At 52.2% G+C, this 13,893-nt stretch carries 8 protein-coding genes and 1 pseudogene; 5 read left to right on the top strand and 4 right to left on the bottom strand.

What is annotated here, in order from left to right:
- Positions 1-60 precede the first annotated feature (60 nt).
- On the bottom strand, positions 61-1,611 hold the full coding sequence (locus MRY16398_RS31185; RefSeq protein ID WP_039079134.1) for a methyl-accepting chemotaxis protein: 1,551 nt from the start codon (positions 1,609-1,611) through the stop codon (positions 61-63).
- Positions 1,612-2,236: 625 nt separating this feature from the next.
- Here MRY16398_RS31185 and MRY16398_RS15195 point away from each other — a divergent pair.
- The 4 genes from MRY16398_RS15195 (at position 2,237) to MRY16398_RS15180 (ending at position 6,127) form a co-directional block, all read left to right on the top strand.
- The gene (locus MRY16398_RS15195; protein WP_039079133.1) at positions 2,237-2,512 is read left to right on the top strand and encodes a metal/formaldehyde-sensitive transcriptional repressor; all 276 of its coding nucleotides are present in this window, start codon (positions 2,237-2,239) and stop codon (positions 2,510-2,512) included.
- 32 nt (positions 2,513-2,544) lie between these two features.
- Complete coding sequence (locus MRY16398_RS15190; RefSeq protein WP_039079132.1) at positions 2,545-3,663, top strand: S-(hydroxymethyl)glutathione dehydrogenase/class III alcohol dehydrogenase; 1,119 nt, start codon at positions 2,545-2,547, stop codon at positions 3,661-3,663.
- Positions 3,664-3,817: 154 nt separating this feature from the next.
- Positions 3,818-5,515 carry a methyl-accepting chemotaxis protein gene (locus tag MRY16398_RS15185; protein WP_071194121.1) on the top strand — a complete coding sequence of 566 codons (1,698 nt, stop codon included), beginning with the start codon at positions 3,818-3,820 and terminating at the stop codon, positions 5,513-5,515.
- A gap of 171 nt (positions 5,516-5,686) precedes the next feature.
- Complete coding sequence (locus MRY16398_RS15180) at positions 5,687-6,127, top strand: lysozyme inhibitor LprI family protein (protein WP_108701359.1); 441 nt, start codon at positions 5,687-5,689, stop codon at positions 6,125-6,127.
- A gap of 114 nt (positions 6,128-6,241) precedes the next feature.
- Here MRY16398_RS15180 and MRY16398_RS15175 read toward each other — a convergent pair.
- From MRY16398_RS15175 to MRY16398_RS15165, 3 genes and pseudogenes are all read right to left on the bottom strand, one after another.
- Positions 6,242-8,623, bottom strand: a pseudogene (locus MRY16398_RS15175) (glucose/quinate/shikimate family membrane-bound PQQ-dependent dehydrogenase).
- 257 nt (positions 8,624-8,880) lie between these two features.
- Positions 8,881-11,178, bottom strand: a complete 2,298-nt coding sequence (locus tag MRY16398_RS15170) for an FdhF/YdeP family oxidoreductase (RefSeq protein WP_125124725.1) — start codon at positions 11,176-11,178, stop codon at positions 8,881-8,883.
- 141 nt (positions 11,179-11,319) lie between these two features.
- Positions 11,320-12,243: a LysR substrate-binding domain-containing protein gene (locus MRY16398_RS15165; protein WP_039079126.1), complete on the bottom strand. Its 924-nt coding sequence runs from the start codon at positions 12,241-12,243 to the stop codon at positions 11,320-11,322.
- 292 nt (positions 12,244-12,535) lie between these two features.
- On the opposite strand from MRY16398_RS15165, the gene hglS reads away from it, so the two are divergent.
- On the top strand, positions 12,536-13,879 hold the full coding sequence (gene hglS / locus MRY16398_RS15160) for a 2-oxoadipate dioxygenase/decarboxylase HglS (protein WP_125124724.1): 1,344 nt from the start codon (positions 12,536-12,538) through the stop codon (positions 13,877-13,879).
- The last annotated feature ends 14 nt before the right edge of the window (positions 13,880-13,893 follow it).

Below are 13,893 nucleotides of genomic sequence, written 5' to 3'. Positions count from 1 at the left end.
AACCGGCTTATGGCGAAAACGCCTGTGCGCCAGGATGGCGATCCTGGCGCACAATAAGACTTAAACCACGCGGAACGTTCCTACCGTTTGTGTCAAGGTTGACGCCTGTTCCTCCAGAGAGGCTGCAGCCGCTGCGGCTTGTTCAACTAACGCGGCGTTTTGCTGCGTCACGTCATCCATCTGGTTCACCGCCACTCTGATATGTTCAATGCCGGAAGATTGTTCTCCGGATGCTGATGAGATTTCGGTCATCAATGAAGAGACTTCATGAATAGAGGCCATGATTTCATCCATTGTGGAGCCGGCCTGACCGACCAGCATCGAGCCTTCAGATACTTTGGCACTGGACGCTTCTATCAACTCTTTTATTTCCTTAGCCGCGGTCGCGCTTCGCTGCGCAAGTCCCCGGACTTCACTGGCGACGACAGCAAAACCACGGCCTTGTTCTCCCGCTCTTGCCGCTTCAACTGCCGCATTTAATGCCAGAATATTCGTCTGGAAAGCGATCCCCTCGATGGTCGCGATGATCTCAACGATTTTTTGCGAACTGTCGGAAATAGAACTCATTGTATTAATGACATTGTGCACTACCTTGCCACCACGCTCCGCGACAGATGAGGCAGTGGCTGCCAGCGTACTGGCATGCTGCGCGTTAGATGTGTTTTGGCGCACCGTTGCCGTTAGTTGTTCCATGCTGGCCGAGGTCTCAATAAGTGATGCGGCTTGCTCCTCAGTCCGGCTCGATAAATTCGTATTTCCGATCGCCACTTCTCTGGCGGCCTCGTCAATTGACGCTGCTGAATCCTGAATTTTTTCGACAAGTGAACGTAACTGCATCTGCATGGCATCGAGCGCGCTAAGAAGTTGCCCGGTTTCATCACGGGAGTGTCCTTTAATCGAAGACGTTAAATCACCTTGCGCAATGGACTCTGCGGTTTTTACGGCAATCTGCAACGGTGCAGTAATGATACGCGCAACAATAATGCACAGTGCCACAGCAATAATCACGCTCAGGAGGGCGCCAAAAAGAAGAATTGAGCGGGTTTGCGTCTCAGTAGACTTCACGGTGTCTTGCCTGACGAGTAGTAATGCGCTTTCCGCATTAATCATCTCATCAATTATGCCCCGCATAGTGTCCATCTGACTTTTGCCTGTATTCGCTTCGAAACTGGCATTAAAGTCATCAATACTCATCTTTTGGTTCACGACTTCCCGGCGCTGGTTAATAATTTTCTCGGCGACGTCGTGTAACCACAGCGAATACTGTTCAGAAAGGTGTTTTAGGCGCTCTTGCTGAGCGGGATTGTCGGCGGTAAATTCTTTAAGTGCGTCCCAGTGGCTGGAAAATGATTTCATGCCGATGTTGTAAGGTTCCAGCATCTCCTCTTTACCCGTGAGCGCAAAACCGCGTAAGCCGGTTTCCATATTTACCAGGCTTAATGTCAGTGCTCTGTTCTCATCAATGACTTGATAAGTATGCACATTCCAGTTGTTTGCGTTAACCAGAGTGGAAAAATTATAATAAAATACGCCACTTAGCACCAATAAGACCAAAATAATCAAGCTAAAAGCCGATGTTAACTTCCGACGGATGTTCATATTCTTAACCATATCTTCCTGCTCCAGCGTGAAACCAAAAATAATGCGACTGTATAAGTTTTCAATAAAAGTATTATCGTCATGGGGTTTTAATAATTTATATTTCGTGAGAAATAAATGAGTCTGGCGTTACACATAGCTATATATCAATAAGTTGAAGGCGACGGAATCTTTTAAAAATGAGGGTTATTGACATTGCTGCTTGTTATTATTTAGTGAAGCTTAATTAATGCAAAGCATGTCTAAACTTCTTCCGATAATATATTTATTTTATTCTTCACTCACACATCTTGCCGTTTCGCAAGATATATTCCTGTGCGTATGTAGGACGCAACAAAATTGCACATGCATTGCTTAAAAATATATCGGTTATAGATGACGCTATATCAGGGCGTTTATCCTGGGTCGGGATAATTATCTGGCCAGCGGGAAAAAGCAGGGGGAATGGGTTCACTTTTGGCCTTTCCGATGGTGCTGACGATGCAGGCCAATCCCCATACAATTCAACCAGTGAGTCATTAAGACGCGAAGGGTAGCTTGTGTGCTGGTTTTTTTATTTGTTAACGCAACACATTAATTTTACAGCAAGACATCGAATCATGTACCATACCCCCCTATAGTATAAAAAGGAGTGGCTATGCCGCATTCACCTGAAGATAAAAAACGTATCCTCACACGGGTTCGTCGTATCCGTGGGCAGGTCGACGCACTGGAGCGCGCGCTGGAAAACGGCGATCCCTGCATTGCTATCCTGCAACAGATCGCTGCCGTACGCGGTGCAGCTAACGGTCTGATGGGGGAAATGGTGGAGATACACCTGAAAGATGAACTGGTCAGTGGTGATACTACGCCCGATCAGCGCGCCGCCCGTATGGCGGAAGTCGGTCATCTTTTACGCTCTTATCTAAAATAAATTCTAACGTACACCTAAAAAGGAAGTGTCTGATGAAATCACGTGCTGCTGTTGCGTTTGGGCCGGGTCAACCGCTCAAAATTGTTGAGATTGATGTCGCGCCGCCGAAGAAAGGCGAAGTTCTGGTACGCATCACCCACACCGGCGTTTGCCATACCGATGCCTTTACTCTTTCAGGTGATGATCCGGAAGGCGTATTCCCGGCGGTCCTGGGCCACGAAGGCGGCGGTATTGTTGTGGAAGTCGGTGAAGGGGTGACCAGCCTGAAACCCGGCGATCATGTTATTCCGCTGTACACGGCAGAATGTGGCGAGTGTAAGTTCTGTAAATCCGGTAAAACTAACCTTTGTCAGGCCGTTCGCGCCACACAGGGTAAAGGCCTGATGCCAGATGGCACCACCCGTTTCTCCTACAATGGTGAACCGATTTACCACTACATGGGCACCAGTACGTTTAGTGAGTACACGGTGGTTGCAGAAATCTCCCTGGCAAAAGTCAACCCGCAGGCGCCGCTGGACAAAGTCTGCCTGCTCGGCTGCGGTGTGACCACCGGTATTGGTGCAGTACACAACACGGCGAAAGTGAAAGAGGGCGACACCGTTGCGGTGTTCGGCCTGGGCGGGATTGGTCTGGCGGTTATTCAGGGTGCGGTTCAGGCCAAAGCCGGTCGTATTATTGCCGTGGATACCAACCCGGATAAATTCACCCTGGCGAAAGAGATGGGGGCCACCGATTTCGTCAATCCTAAGGATTACGAAAAACCGATTCAGGAGGTGATTGTTGAACTGACTGACGGCGGTGTTGATTTTAGCTTTGAATGCATCGGCAATGTGGATGTGATGCGCGCGGCGCTCGAGTGCTGCCATAAAGGCTGGGGCGAAAGCGTCATTATCGGTGTGGCCGGTGCGGGCCAGGAGATCAAAACCCGTCCGTTCCAGTTGGTAACCGGTCGCGTCTGGCGTGGTTCAGCATTTGGTGGCGTAAAAGGGCGTACCCAGTTACCGGGAATGGTCGACGATGCGATGGCAGGCAAGATTCGTCTCGACCCGTTTATTACCCATCGACTCCCGTTAGATCAGATCAACGACGCCTTCGATCTCATGCATCAAGGCAAATCCATTCGTACCGTCATTCATTTCGGCGACAAATAAGTACACGACTGGCCAGCGGTTACGCCGCTGGCATTTTCAATGTCTAAATCTGTGACCCGCCTGACATTTTTCCCCTTAACATAAATCCCACAATTGCCGATACCTTTCTTACAGGCGTGTTTTACGCATCTTATATAAAAGAGAGTCGATAGCCATGGATAACACAGCAGCGATGCACAGACAGCAAAGCATTGGATTTATGCACAATATTCGATTGGTTCCCTTATTTTCCGCTATCCTGAGTGGCATTTTGCTGTTATTTGCGCTGAGTTCCGGGTTAGCAGGGTATTTCTTGATGCAGGCTGACCGAGACCAGCAGGATGTTACGCAAGAAATCCAGGTTCGTATGGGGTTATCTAACAGTTCCAATAACTTACGTATAGCGCGTATCAGCCTGATCCATGCCGGGGCGGCCAGCCGCATTGCGGAAATGGATGATATGAGAAAGAACATTGCGGATGCGGAAAAACGTATCAAGCAAGCGCAAGATGGCTTTAATACCTATATGGCCCGTGCGGTGAAAACGCCGGAAGATTTAGCGCTCGATGGCGAATTGACCACGCGCTTTAACGCCTATTTCGACGGTATGCAGCCGATGCTGAAATATGCCAAAAACGGCATGTTTGAAGCGATCATCAACCATGAAAATGAGCAGGCGCGCGTTTTAGACAGCGCATTTAATGAATACCTGCTTAAAGCCATTCAGATTCGTAGCGATCGCGCTGCTCGCCTCGGTGAACTGGCTCACCAACGCACTCAGCTTGGGCTGATCTTTATGGCAGGGGCTTTTGCTATCGCGCTGTTCTTAACGGTCATAACCTTTACCGTATTACGTCGTGTGGTCATTAATCCGCTGCAGCGCGCTGCCAAACGTATTGAACATATCGCGGCCGGAGACCTTACCGTCGCGGAAGAGGTTACCGGACGCAGTGAGATTGGTCGTTTGACCCACGATTTGCAGTTGATGCAGCACTCCCTGGTCAAAACCGTTACCACTGTGCGTGATGGCGCGGAAGAAATTTATCGCGGGACCAGCGAGATCTCTGCCGGGAACACCGACCTTTCTTCACGTACTGAACAGCAGGCTGCAGCGATTGAGCAGACCGCAGCCAGTATGGAAGAGCTTACAGCGACCGTGAAACAGAATGCGGACAATGCGCATCATGCCAGCAGCCTGGCGCGTGATGCCTCCGGTAAAGCGACGAAAGGCGGTGAGATTGTTGATGGCGTGGTACAGACCATGGGCAATATCACCTCCAGCTCGAAGAAAATCTCTGAAATTACTGCGGTCATTAACAGTATCGCCTTCCAGACAAATATTCTCGCGTTGAACGCCGCGGTTGAAGCTGCGCGTGCCGGTGAGCAAGGCCGCGGTTTTGCAGTGGTAGCCAGCGAAGTCCGTACACTGGCAAGCCGCAGTGCGCAGGCAGCGAAAGAGATTGAAGCACTGATCAGCGAGTCAGTGAGTTTGATTGATAAAGGCTCAAGTGAAGTCGTGGCCGCAGGTGAAACGATGGATGAGATCGTGACGGCGGTGAAACGCGTTACCGATATCATGCTGGAAATTGCCGCTGCGTCGGATGAGCAGAGTAAAGGGATTACTCAGGTAAGCCAGGCTATCACCGAGATGGATAATGTCACCCAGCAGAACGCCTCACTGGTAGAAGAGGCAACGGCGGCGGCAACGTCTCTGGAAGAGCAGGCTGCGCGTCTTACCGAAGCGGTTGGCGCGTTTCGCGTGCATGCCGGTGGCACAAGTCGTCCGGTGAAATCTTCATCAACCCCGACGAAACCCGTCAGTACTCAGCGCCCTGCGATGGCACATGGCAGCGAGAACTGGGAAACGTTCTAATGGTATGAGGGCCGTAAGGTTCGTCGTAGAGGCCGTGGTGAATATCGCCACGGCTTTTTTTATGAATGAATTGGGCGTGAATCGCAAGGATGTTGTAAATTACCGGCAATATGACGTGAGACTACGTTGTAATAAATAGCGAGCAGGTATTTGTGACAGGAGTCTTTAGTAATGAATAAGCTACTTATTTTTATACCACTTTTATTTATATCCTATGGTTTATCGGCGGCCTCCACTGGCAATATAACCACCTCAAAAATAGTGGACCAATGTTTCGATAAGTACGGTGAAAATAATGTTGAGTGTTTAGAGGAGATGAGTGACAAATCTGAACATCAACTTAAAAAAAGCTATCAGAAAAAATTAAAAGAAATCAACAGTTTTGATTATACAAAATGGTGGATGGCAGATGAAAACCGAAGAACTGGCATGGCTGACGCCTTAAAGAAAAGTCAGGTGCAATGGTTGAAATATCGTAGTGATTACTGCAATGCGGCGACGACCGCTGCACAAGGCACGCACTATCTCGGCGCTGCTTTTACAAGTTGCGAAATTAATATGAACAAAAGGCGAATTGCTGAAATTGAAATGATCAAACTGGATACAGAATAAGCTCATTTTTTGTTAGAGATCCCACAACTTGCCAGCATAAAAAAATCTTAGTTAAAACTTCATGTTGAATAACAAACCCGCCATTGCGGCGGGCTTGTTGATAACGCGGCCAGTTTACGGCTTATCTGGCAACGCGTAAGCAATAATATAATCACCGCGATCCGGGGACTGACGTGCGCCACCCGCATTGATAATGATGTACTGTTTGCCCGTTTTTGGCGAAACATAGGTCATCGGGCCAGACTGGCTGCCGACCGGCAGACGCGCCTTCCAGATTTCTTTCCCCGTTGCGGTATCAAACGCACGCAGATAGAAATCCTGGGTGCCTGCGAAGAACAGCAACCCGGACTGGGTAGATAGCGATGCGCCCAGCGTCGGCATCCCGACCGGGATCGGCATATGCATGCGGATACCCAGCGGACCGGTATCCTGAACGGTACCCACGGGAGCCTGCCACACTATTTTCCCGGAGGTCAGGTCGATAGCGGACATTGTCCCGAACGGCGGTTTCTGGCACGGAATACCCAGCGGTGACAGGAAACGTTCGCGCATTGCGCCAAACGGTGTGCCATCCATCGGTACAATACCCATCTCAATCCCACTGGCGTTTTTCGCTACGTTTTCACGCGGCACCATATAGTTTGCCAGGCCCAGACGCATATCGTTCACAAACATCAGGTTGTTAGTCGGATCGACCGAGACGCTGCCCCAGTTCATGCCGCCCAGCGACCCCGGATATTGCAATGCGCGATCCAGCCCCGGCGGAGTGAAGACACCCTGATGACGCATCCCTTTAAAGGCGATACGGCACATCAGCAGATCGACAGGCGTTGCTCCCCACATGTCGGACTCTTTCAGGGTTTCATTACCGATCATCGGCATGCCCACCGAGTACGGCTGAGTAGGGGAATAACGTTCGCCTTTCACATTACCAGCCGGAACCGGGCGTTCCTCAACCTTCGCCACCGGCTCACCGGTTTCGCGGTTGAGCATAAAGATCATGCCCTGTTTACTGGTCTGTACCAGTACCGGCGTGGTCCCGCCTTTGCCATCCGGTAAGTCATAGAGCAGAGGCTGTGAAGGTAAATCAAAATCTCACAGATCGTGGTGGGTGGTCTGAAAATGCCAACGTACATCGCCGGTTGTCGCATCAACCGCCACAATCGACGAGCTGTATTTATCATCCAGCGCGGTACGTTCACCCGCCCAGAAATCTGGCGTGGCGTTGCCGGTTGGCAGATAGATCAGGTTCAATTTGGCGTCGTAAGACATCGCCGACCAGACGTTTGGCGTACCGCGTGTCCAGGTTTTCCCCTCAGGCGGCAAGCCTTTCATGTCCGGGTTACCCGGATCCCACGCCCATGCCAGTTTGCCTGTATGGACATCATAGGCGCGAACCACGCCCGGCGGTTCGCCGGTGGAGAAGTTATCCGCCACGCGGCCACCGATCACAACAATATTGCCGGCCACCAGCGGCGTGGACGTTTGCTGATAATAACCCGGTTTGATGTCGCCCATGCCGATGCTCAGATCAACGGTACCGTTATCACCAAAGTCTGCGCAGGGTTGCCCGTTATCGGCATTCAGTGCCACCAGACGTGCATCGGTGGTGGGCAGAAACAGCCGACGTTCGCACGTAGCAGGCTGAGTCTGTACCGTTGGAGAGGCGGCAGTGTGCGGCTCTTCGTAATATCCTAAGCCACGACAGCGCTGCCAGTTTGGCGCTGTCGCTTTTGCGTCGTAGCGCCATTTCTCTTTACCGGAATCCACATCCAGCGCCAGCACTTTGCTGTATGGGGTACAGACATATAACGTGTCACCAATTTGCAGCGGCGTGTTCTGATCTTCCGCGCCGGAGCCATTGCTCTGCGGAATATCCCCGGTATGTGCTATCCAGGCGACTTGCAGCTTGTCGACATTCTGTTTGTTGATCTGGTCAAGCGCCGCAAATCGATCGCCATGGGTGGTATTGCCCCAGTGTTTCCAGTCGTGCTGTTCACTGCCAGGCTGAACCGGTTTAACGGTAATCGACTCGGTTGGGGAGATCACATTCCACGTTTTAAACATTCCGCCAATACTGACCAGAAGTAAAACGGCGAGGATCGCCGCGACGCTAAACGCAGATTTGTTAACCGGTTTTACCGTCTGCCGGGCGCGCATAAATGGCCACAGCAGTGCCGCCAGAAATGCCAGCACGGCAAAGGTAAACAAGCGTGAGAACAGGGGCCAGAATGCCCAGCCGGCATCGTAAATTGCCCAGATGATGGAAACAATAAAGCCCAGCGCATACAGAATGAGGCCGCCGGGACGATTTCGCAGGATAAGTATTGCGGCAACCAGCATCACAATCCCCATCGCAGTAAACCAGACGCTGCCGCCTAATGTGATGAGTTTGATGCCAGGAATGCCGATGGCCAGACCGATGACGAGCATCAGAATGGCAAGGAGCCAGCGCAGAAGGGTAACCAGCCTGCGTGGGGTGCTGCCAGGTGCCATATCCATCTCCTTAAACACACCGTTTATCCGGTACGCAATGATAAATCCTGTACCAAATGGATAACGGTTTTAGAGGGTTATCGTTTTATTGCAGATGTTATCGAGGGAATCCGCGTGAAAAACTCACTGTTTGCATGGTAAGCGAACCATTTGGTGAATTTGCAAATATGATAAATCTGTTAAATTGCTTGATGCAATTGTTAATAAATTAGATCGCATTATTTGAGAATTGGCCCGCACAGGGCGGGCCTTGCTGTTCAGGCGATACGCAGCGTATCGGCGCTTTGCGACGGGGTAATCGTGACAGGGATGGATTTAGAGGTTGGTGTGCCGGTACCGTCACCGTAGCGGGTCAGGGGAACCAGTGGGTTCGTTTCCGGGTAATAGGCTGCGAGATTACCGCGAGGGATAGCGTACGCAACGAGACGGAAACCGGTAACCTGACGCGTAATGCCGTCGGTCGACAGGGTGGTGATATCGACGCGGTCGCCATCGCTCAGCCCCAGGGCCAGAATATCATCCGGATGCATAAACAGGACGTCGCGCTGACCATAAACGCCGCGATAGCGGTCATCCAGACCATAAATCGTGGTGTTGTACTGATCGTGGGAGCGTAGTGTTTGTAACACAAAGGGTGCGCTGATCTCCGGGCAGACGGCATCCGGCAGCGGCGCGCTGCTGAATTCCGCTTTCCCGGATGGTGTGGCAAAGGTGAGAGATGCCGCCGCGTTCCCCAGCCAGAATCCACCGGGTTCTTCGCAGCGGGCGTTGAAATGAGTGAAGCCGGGGATGGTAGCGGCAATATGATCGCGAATCAGGTTGTAATCATCGGCTAAGGCCAGCCAGTCCAGCTTGCTGTTGCCCAGTACCGCATGGGCGATACCGGCCACAATCGCGGTTTCTGATTTTTGCGTGTCTGCCAGTGGTTTACCGATGCCTTCTGAGGCGTGCACCATGCTAAATGAGTCTTCGACGGTCACGAACTGACGGCCTGTCGCCTGCATGTCTTCTTCGGTTCGTCCCAGGGTCGGTAAAATGAGCGACTGCGCACCCGGCATCAGATGGGTACGGTTGAGTTTAGTACTGATGTGCACAGTTAAACCGCAACGTTTCAGCGCCTCGCAGGTCAACGTGGTATCCGGCGCGGCGGCAGCCAGATTACCGCCCAGCGTGATAAGCACTTTCACTTCATCACGCAACATAGCCTGAATCGCGGCCACGGTGTGATGTCCCGGAGCGCGTGGGGGGTCGAAACCAAAGTGACGCGCCAGGCTGTCGAGCAGGGCGGCAGACGGTTTTTCATCAATTCCCATTGTCCGGTTGCCCTGCACATTACTGTGTCCGCGCACCGGGCACAGTCCTGCGCCCTGTTTGCCCAGATGGCCGCCGAGCAACTGCAAATTGACGATTTCACGTACCGTGTCCAGCGAGTGTTTATGCTGGGTAATGCCCATCGCCCAGGTGCAAATAACACGCCTGGCGCTCTGCCAGACGGCGGCGGCGTCACGTAATTGCTGCTCACTCAAACCGGATTGCGCTTCAAGGGACTGCCAGGACGTGGCATCGATTTGCGCAAACCAGGCCTCAATGCCGTTAGTGTGTTGCGCGATAAAGGCATCATCAAAGATACCGGCTTCGCCGTTCGCCAGGCGCTGACGGTGGGTTTCCAGTAAGGCTTTTGCCATCCCGCGTACGGCGGCCATATCGCCACCCAGATTGGGCTGGTAATAGGCAGAACTGATCGCGCCCGCCATCGAGGTGACCACTTCCAGCGGTTTTTGCGGGTCAGCAAAACGTTCCAGACCACGTTCACGCAGGGTATTAAAGGTGACGATACGCGCGCCGCGATCGGCAGCATGACGCAGGCTGTGCAGCATACGCGGATGGTTGGTGCCGGGATTCTGCCCAAAAACGAAAATGGCATCGGCCTGTTCAAAATCGGTGAGATGAATGGTGCCTTTACCGACGCCAATGCTGCGTTTTAGCCCGGCGCCGCTGGCCTCGTGGCACATGTTTGAACAGTCGGGGAAATTATTCGTGCCGACCATCCGGCCAAAGAGCTGATAAAGGTACGACGCTTCATTACTGGCGCGACCCGAAGTGTAGAGTTCCATCTGGTTCGGGTGGTCCATCTCACGGATATGGCGACCAATCAGGGCAAAGGCATCATCCCAGCTCACCGGTTCGTAGTGATCGGTTTGGGGATTATAGCGCAGCGGTTCGGTGAGTCGGCCCTGATATTCCAGAAAATAGTCGCTCTGGCGGTTGAGAGCGCTGACGCTGTGGTGCGCAAAAAAGCTGGCGTCAATCTGGCGGCGTGTTGCCTCCCAGGTCACTGCTTTCGCGCCGTTTTCGCAGAAACTGAAAGTACTTTTATTGTCATCACCCCAGGCACAACCGGGGCAGTCGAAACCACGGGCTTTATTCATGCGCAGCAGGTTGCGCAAGTTTTTAAGGGCATTTTTGCTGTCGATAACGAAGCGGGTGGTTGCTTCAAGAGAACCTAATCCACCGGCAGCGGCGCGATAGGGTTTTATGGCAGTTTTGAATTTCATGTGTTCTTCCGGACAGCGGATTGCGCTTATGCAAATACTACGCTGCGTAACAGCAATCCTTAATCAACAACTATCTTTTATCACACAATTAACAATAAGTTTACCATTTGCGCAACTGCCCGTGCCTGCCGCGCGTGCAGATTAATCCGGCACGGTTTTACGAATAGCGGCGATCAGCGTTTGCACGCCGATGGAGAGGGGGGCATCCACGCGGGTAAGAATGCCAATAGGATCGCCCATACCCGGCGGAACAATGGGGAGCGCGGTGAGTGAACCTTCGCGTAAATCGTTTTTAACTGCGCCGGAAGGTACAAACCAGACATAATCAAAATTGACAGTCAGTTGTCGCGATAGTGACGCAGACAGCGTTTCAATACAGCCGGTCGGCAGTTTGCAGCCCTGACTTTGCAGCAAATCCTCCGTGTTCTGGCGTGGCACCGTACCGGTAGGCAGCACAACGACGGGCCACTCCAGCACCCGGCTCAGTGTTATCGTGGTTTGCAACAGCGGATGGTTGGGGCGTACCACCAATTTGAGCGACTCAAGGAACAGCATCTCATAGGTCAATCCGCTCATCAGTTCCGGGTCTGACATACGACCAATGCCGACATCCAGCTCACCCGATTTCAGCCCGGCCAATAACATCGGATTGTTAGTGGTGGCCACCTGAATGGTGATATCGGGTTGCTGCTTATGGACCTGGCCAATTACCGACGGCAGAATGCCCAGCGCCGCAGTAGGTAACGCGCCAACACGGATCACCGCATTGTTCTGCTCGGGTTTGTAGTTGAGCGACTGCCCTGCGGTATTGAGCGCATCAAGTACCCGGACTGCATGTGTTAAAAACTGCTCGCCCACCAGGGTAAGTTGCGCCCCCAGACGACCACGTTCAAACAGACGTGTGCCGGTGAGTTGTTCCAGTTCATTGAGCGTCTTGGACAGTGCTGGTTGACTAAGGTTGAGGGTCTCTGCCGCACGCCCCAGGGTTCCCTGCTGAGCGACGGCGACGAATGTATGCAGATGGCGCAAGCGTATGCGCTGATTGAACAAACCGTTTTTTTCCATAAGATGATGTAAAAACGAAGCGATGTCCGTGGCAAGTAAAGTTGCTTAATTATGTTAACTTGGTAGCAAAACATTCTTAACATTTAATCTCGTTGAGTTACAAACAAATTTTCCCGGCAGTGTGATGTCAACCGCATGTCTGTGAGGGTTTAAGCATAATTTTTGGTTATGCAAATAGCCGGAAATACGGCATTTTTGGTTTTATGCCGCGATCACACTTCGTAAATTATCTCCCACAGGCCAGCAAGGGCTTCTCTACACTCCAGGTAATACACACTGGAGACATGACAACATGGCGAACACCATCACGGCTGATGAAATTCGGGAACAATTTTCGCAAGCAATGTCAGCGATGTACCAGCAGGAAGTTCCGCAGTACGGCACCTTGCTGGAGCTGGTTGCGGACGTCAATCTGGCAGTCCTTGAGAATAATCCCCGCTTGCATGAACAACTGGTTAACGCAGACGAACTGGCGCGGCTGAACGTCGAACGTCATGGGGCGATTCGTGTTGGGCGCCCGGATGAGTTGGCGACGCTACGACGGATGTTCGCGATTATGGGTATGTTTCCGGTGAGCTATTACGACCTGTCGCAGGCGGGTGTTCCGGTACACTCCACCGCCTTTCGCCCCATTGATGATGCGGCTCTGGCGCGTAATCCCTTTCGCATCTTTACGTCGTTATTGCGCCTTGAGCTGATTGAGGATGTGCAGCTTCGCGATAAAGCCGCCGCCATTTTACAACGCAGGGATATTTTCACCCCGCGTTGCCATGAACTCATTGCCCTGCATGAACAAACCGGCGAGTTCACTGCCTCTCAGGCGAGTGAGTTTGTGAAAGAAGCGCTGGAGACCTTTCGCTGGCATCGTCATGCCACCGTGGACGCCCTGACATACCATGCGCTGCACAATGAGCACCACCTGATCGCTGATGTGGTCTGCTTCCCTGGTTGCCATATTAACCATCTGACGCCACGCACCCTGGATATTGATCAGGTACAGGCGCTGATGCCGAAATATGGAATCGAGCCCAAAATCCTGATTGAAGGGCCGCCACGCCGTGATGTGCCGATTTTATTGCGCCAGACCAGCTTCAAAGCGCTTGATGAAGCGGTATTGTTCGCCGGTGAGCAGCAGGGGACACATACTGCCCGTTTTGGTGAAATCGAACAACGTGGCGTGGCCCTGACGCCAAAAGGCCGGGCGCTGTATGATCGGCTACTTAACGAAGCGGGAACCGGAAAAGACAATCTGACCCATCAGTTACACTTACAGGAGATGTTTCACGCTTTCCCCGACAGCGAAATGCTACTGCGCCGCCAGCAACTGGCCTACTTCCGTTATCGCCTGACGCCCTCCGGCGAGGCTCACCGGAAGGCGATTCGTCCGGGCGACGATCCGCAGCCGCTTATTGAGCGCGGTTGGGTTGTTGCGCAACCTATCATCTATGAAGATTTTCTCCCCGTCAGCGCGGCCGGGATCTTTCAGTCAAACCTTGGCAATGAAACGCAACAGCGTAGCCACGGCAACGCCAGCAAACTGCGTTTCGAAGAGGCGCTTGGTTGCGAAGTGCTTGATGAGTTTACCCTCTACGCGCAAGCGGAAGAGCGCAGCAAACGACGTTGCGGTCTGTTGTAAAAAAGGTACTCTGC

It is taken from the genome of Phytobacter sp. MRY16-398, assembly GCF_003925915.1.
GTDB lineage: Bacteria > Pseudomonadota > Gammaproteobacteria > Enterobacterales > Enterobacteriaceae > Phytobacter > Phytobacter diazotrophicus.
This window is presented reverse-complemented; position numbering and strand designations above follow the sequence as displayed.

Coding starts and splice junctions, on each gene's coding strand:
- MRY16398_RS15170 (WP_125124725.1), bottom strand. CDS start 11,178: ATGAAATTCAAAACTGCCATAAAACCCTATCGCGCCGCTGCCGGTGGA.
- MRY16398_RS15180 (WP_108701359.1), top strand. CDS start 5,687: ATGAATAAGCTACTTATTTTTATACCACTTTTATTTATATCCTATGGT.
- MRY16398_RS15190 (WP_039079132.1), top strand. CDS start 2,545: ATGAAATCACGTGCTGCTGTTGCGTTTGGGCCGGGTCAACCGCTCAAA.
- MRY16398_RS15165 (WP_039079126.1), bottom strand. CDS start 12,243: ATGGAAAAAAACGGTTTGTTCAATCAGCGCATACGCTTGCGCCATCTG.
- MRY16398_RS15185 (WP_071194121.1), top strand. CDS start 3,818: ATGGATAACACAGCAGCGATGCACAGACAGCAAAGCATTGGATTTATG.
- MRY16398_RS15195 (WP_039079133.1), top strand. CDS start 2,237: ATGCCGCATTCACCTGAAGATAAAAAACGTATCCTCACACGGGTTCGT.
- MRY16398_RS31185 (WP_039079134.1), bottom strand. CDS start 1,611: ATGGTTAAGAATATGAACATCCGTCGGAAGTTAACATCGGCTTTTAGC.
- hglS (WP_125124724.1), top strand. CDS start 12,536: ATGGCGAACACCATCACGGCTGATGAAATTCGGGAACAATTTTCGCAA.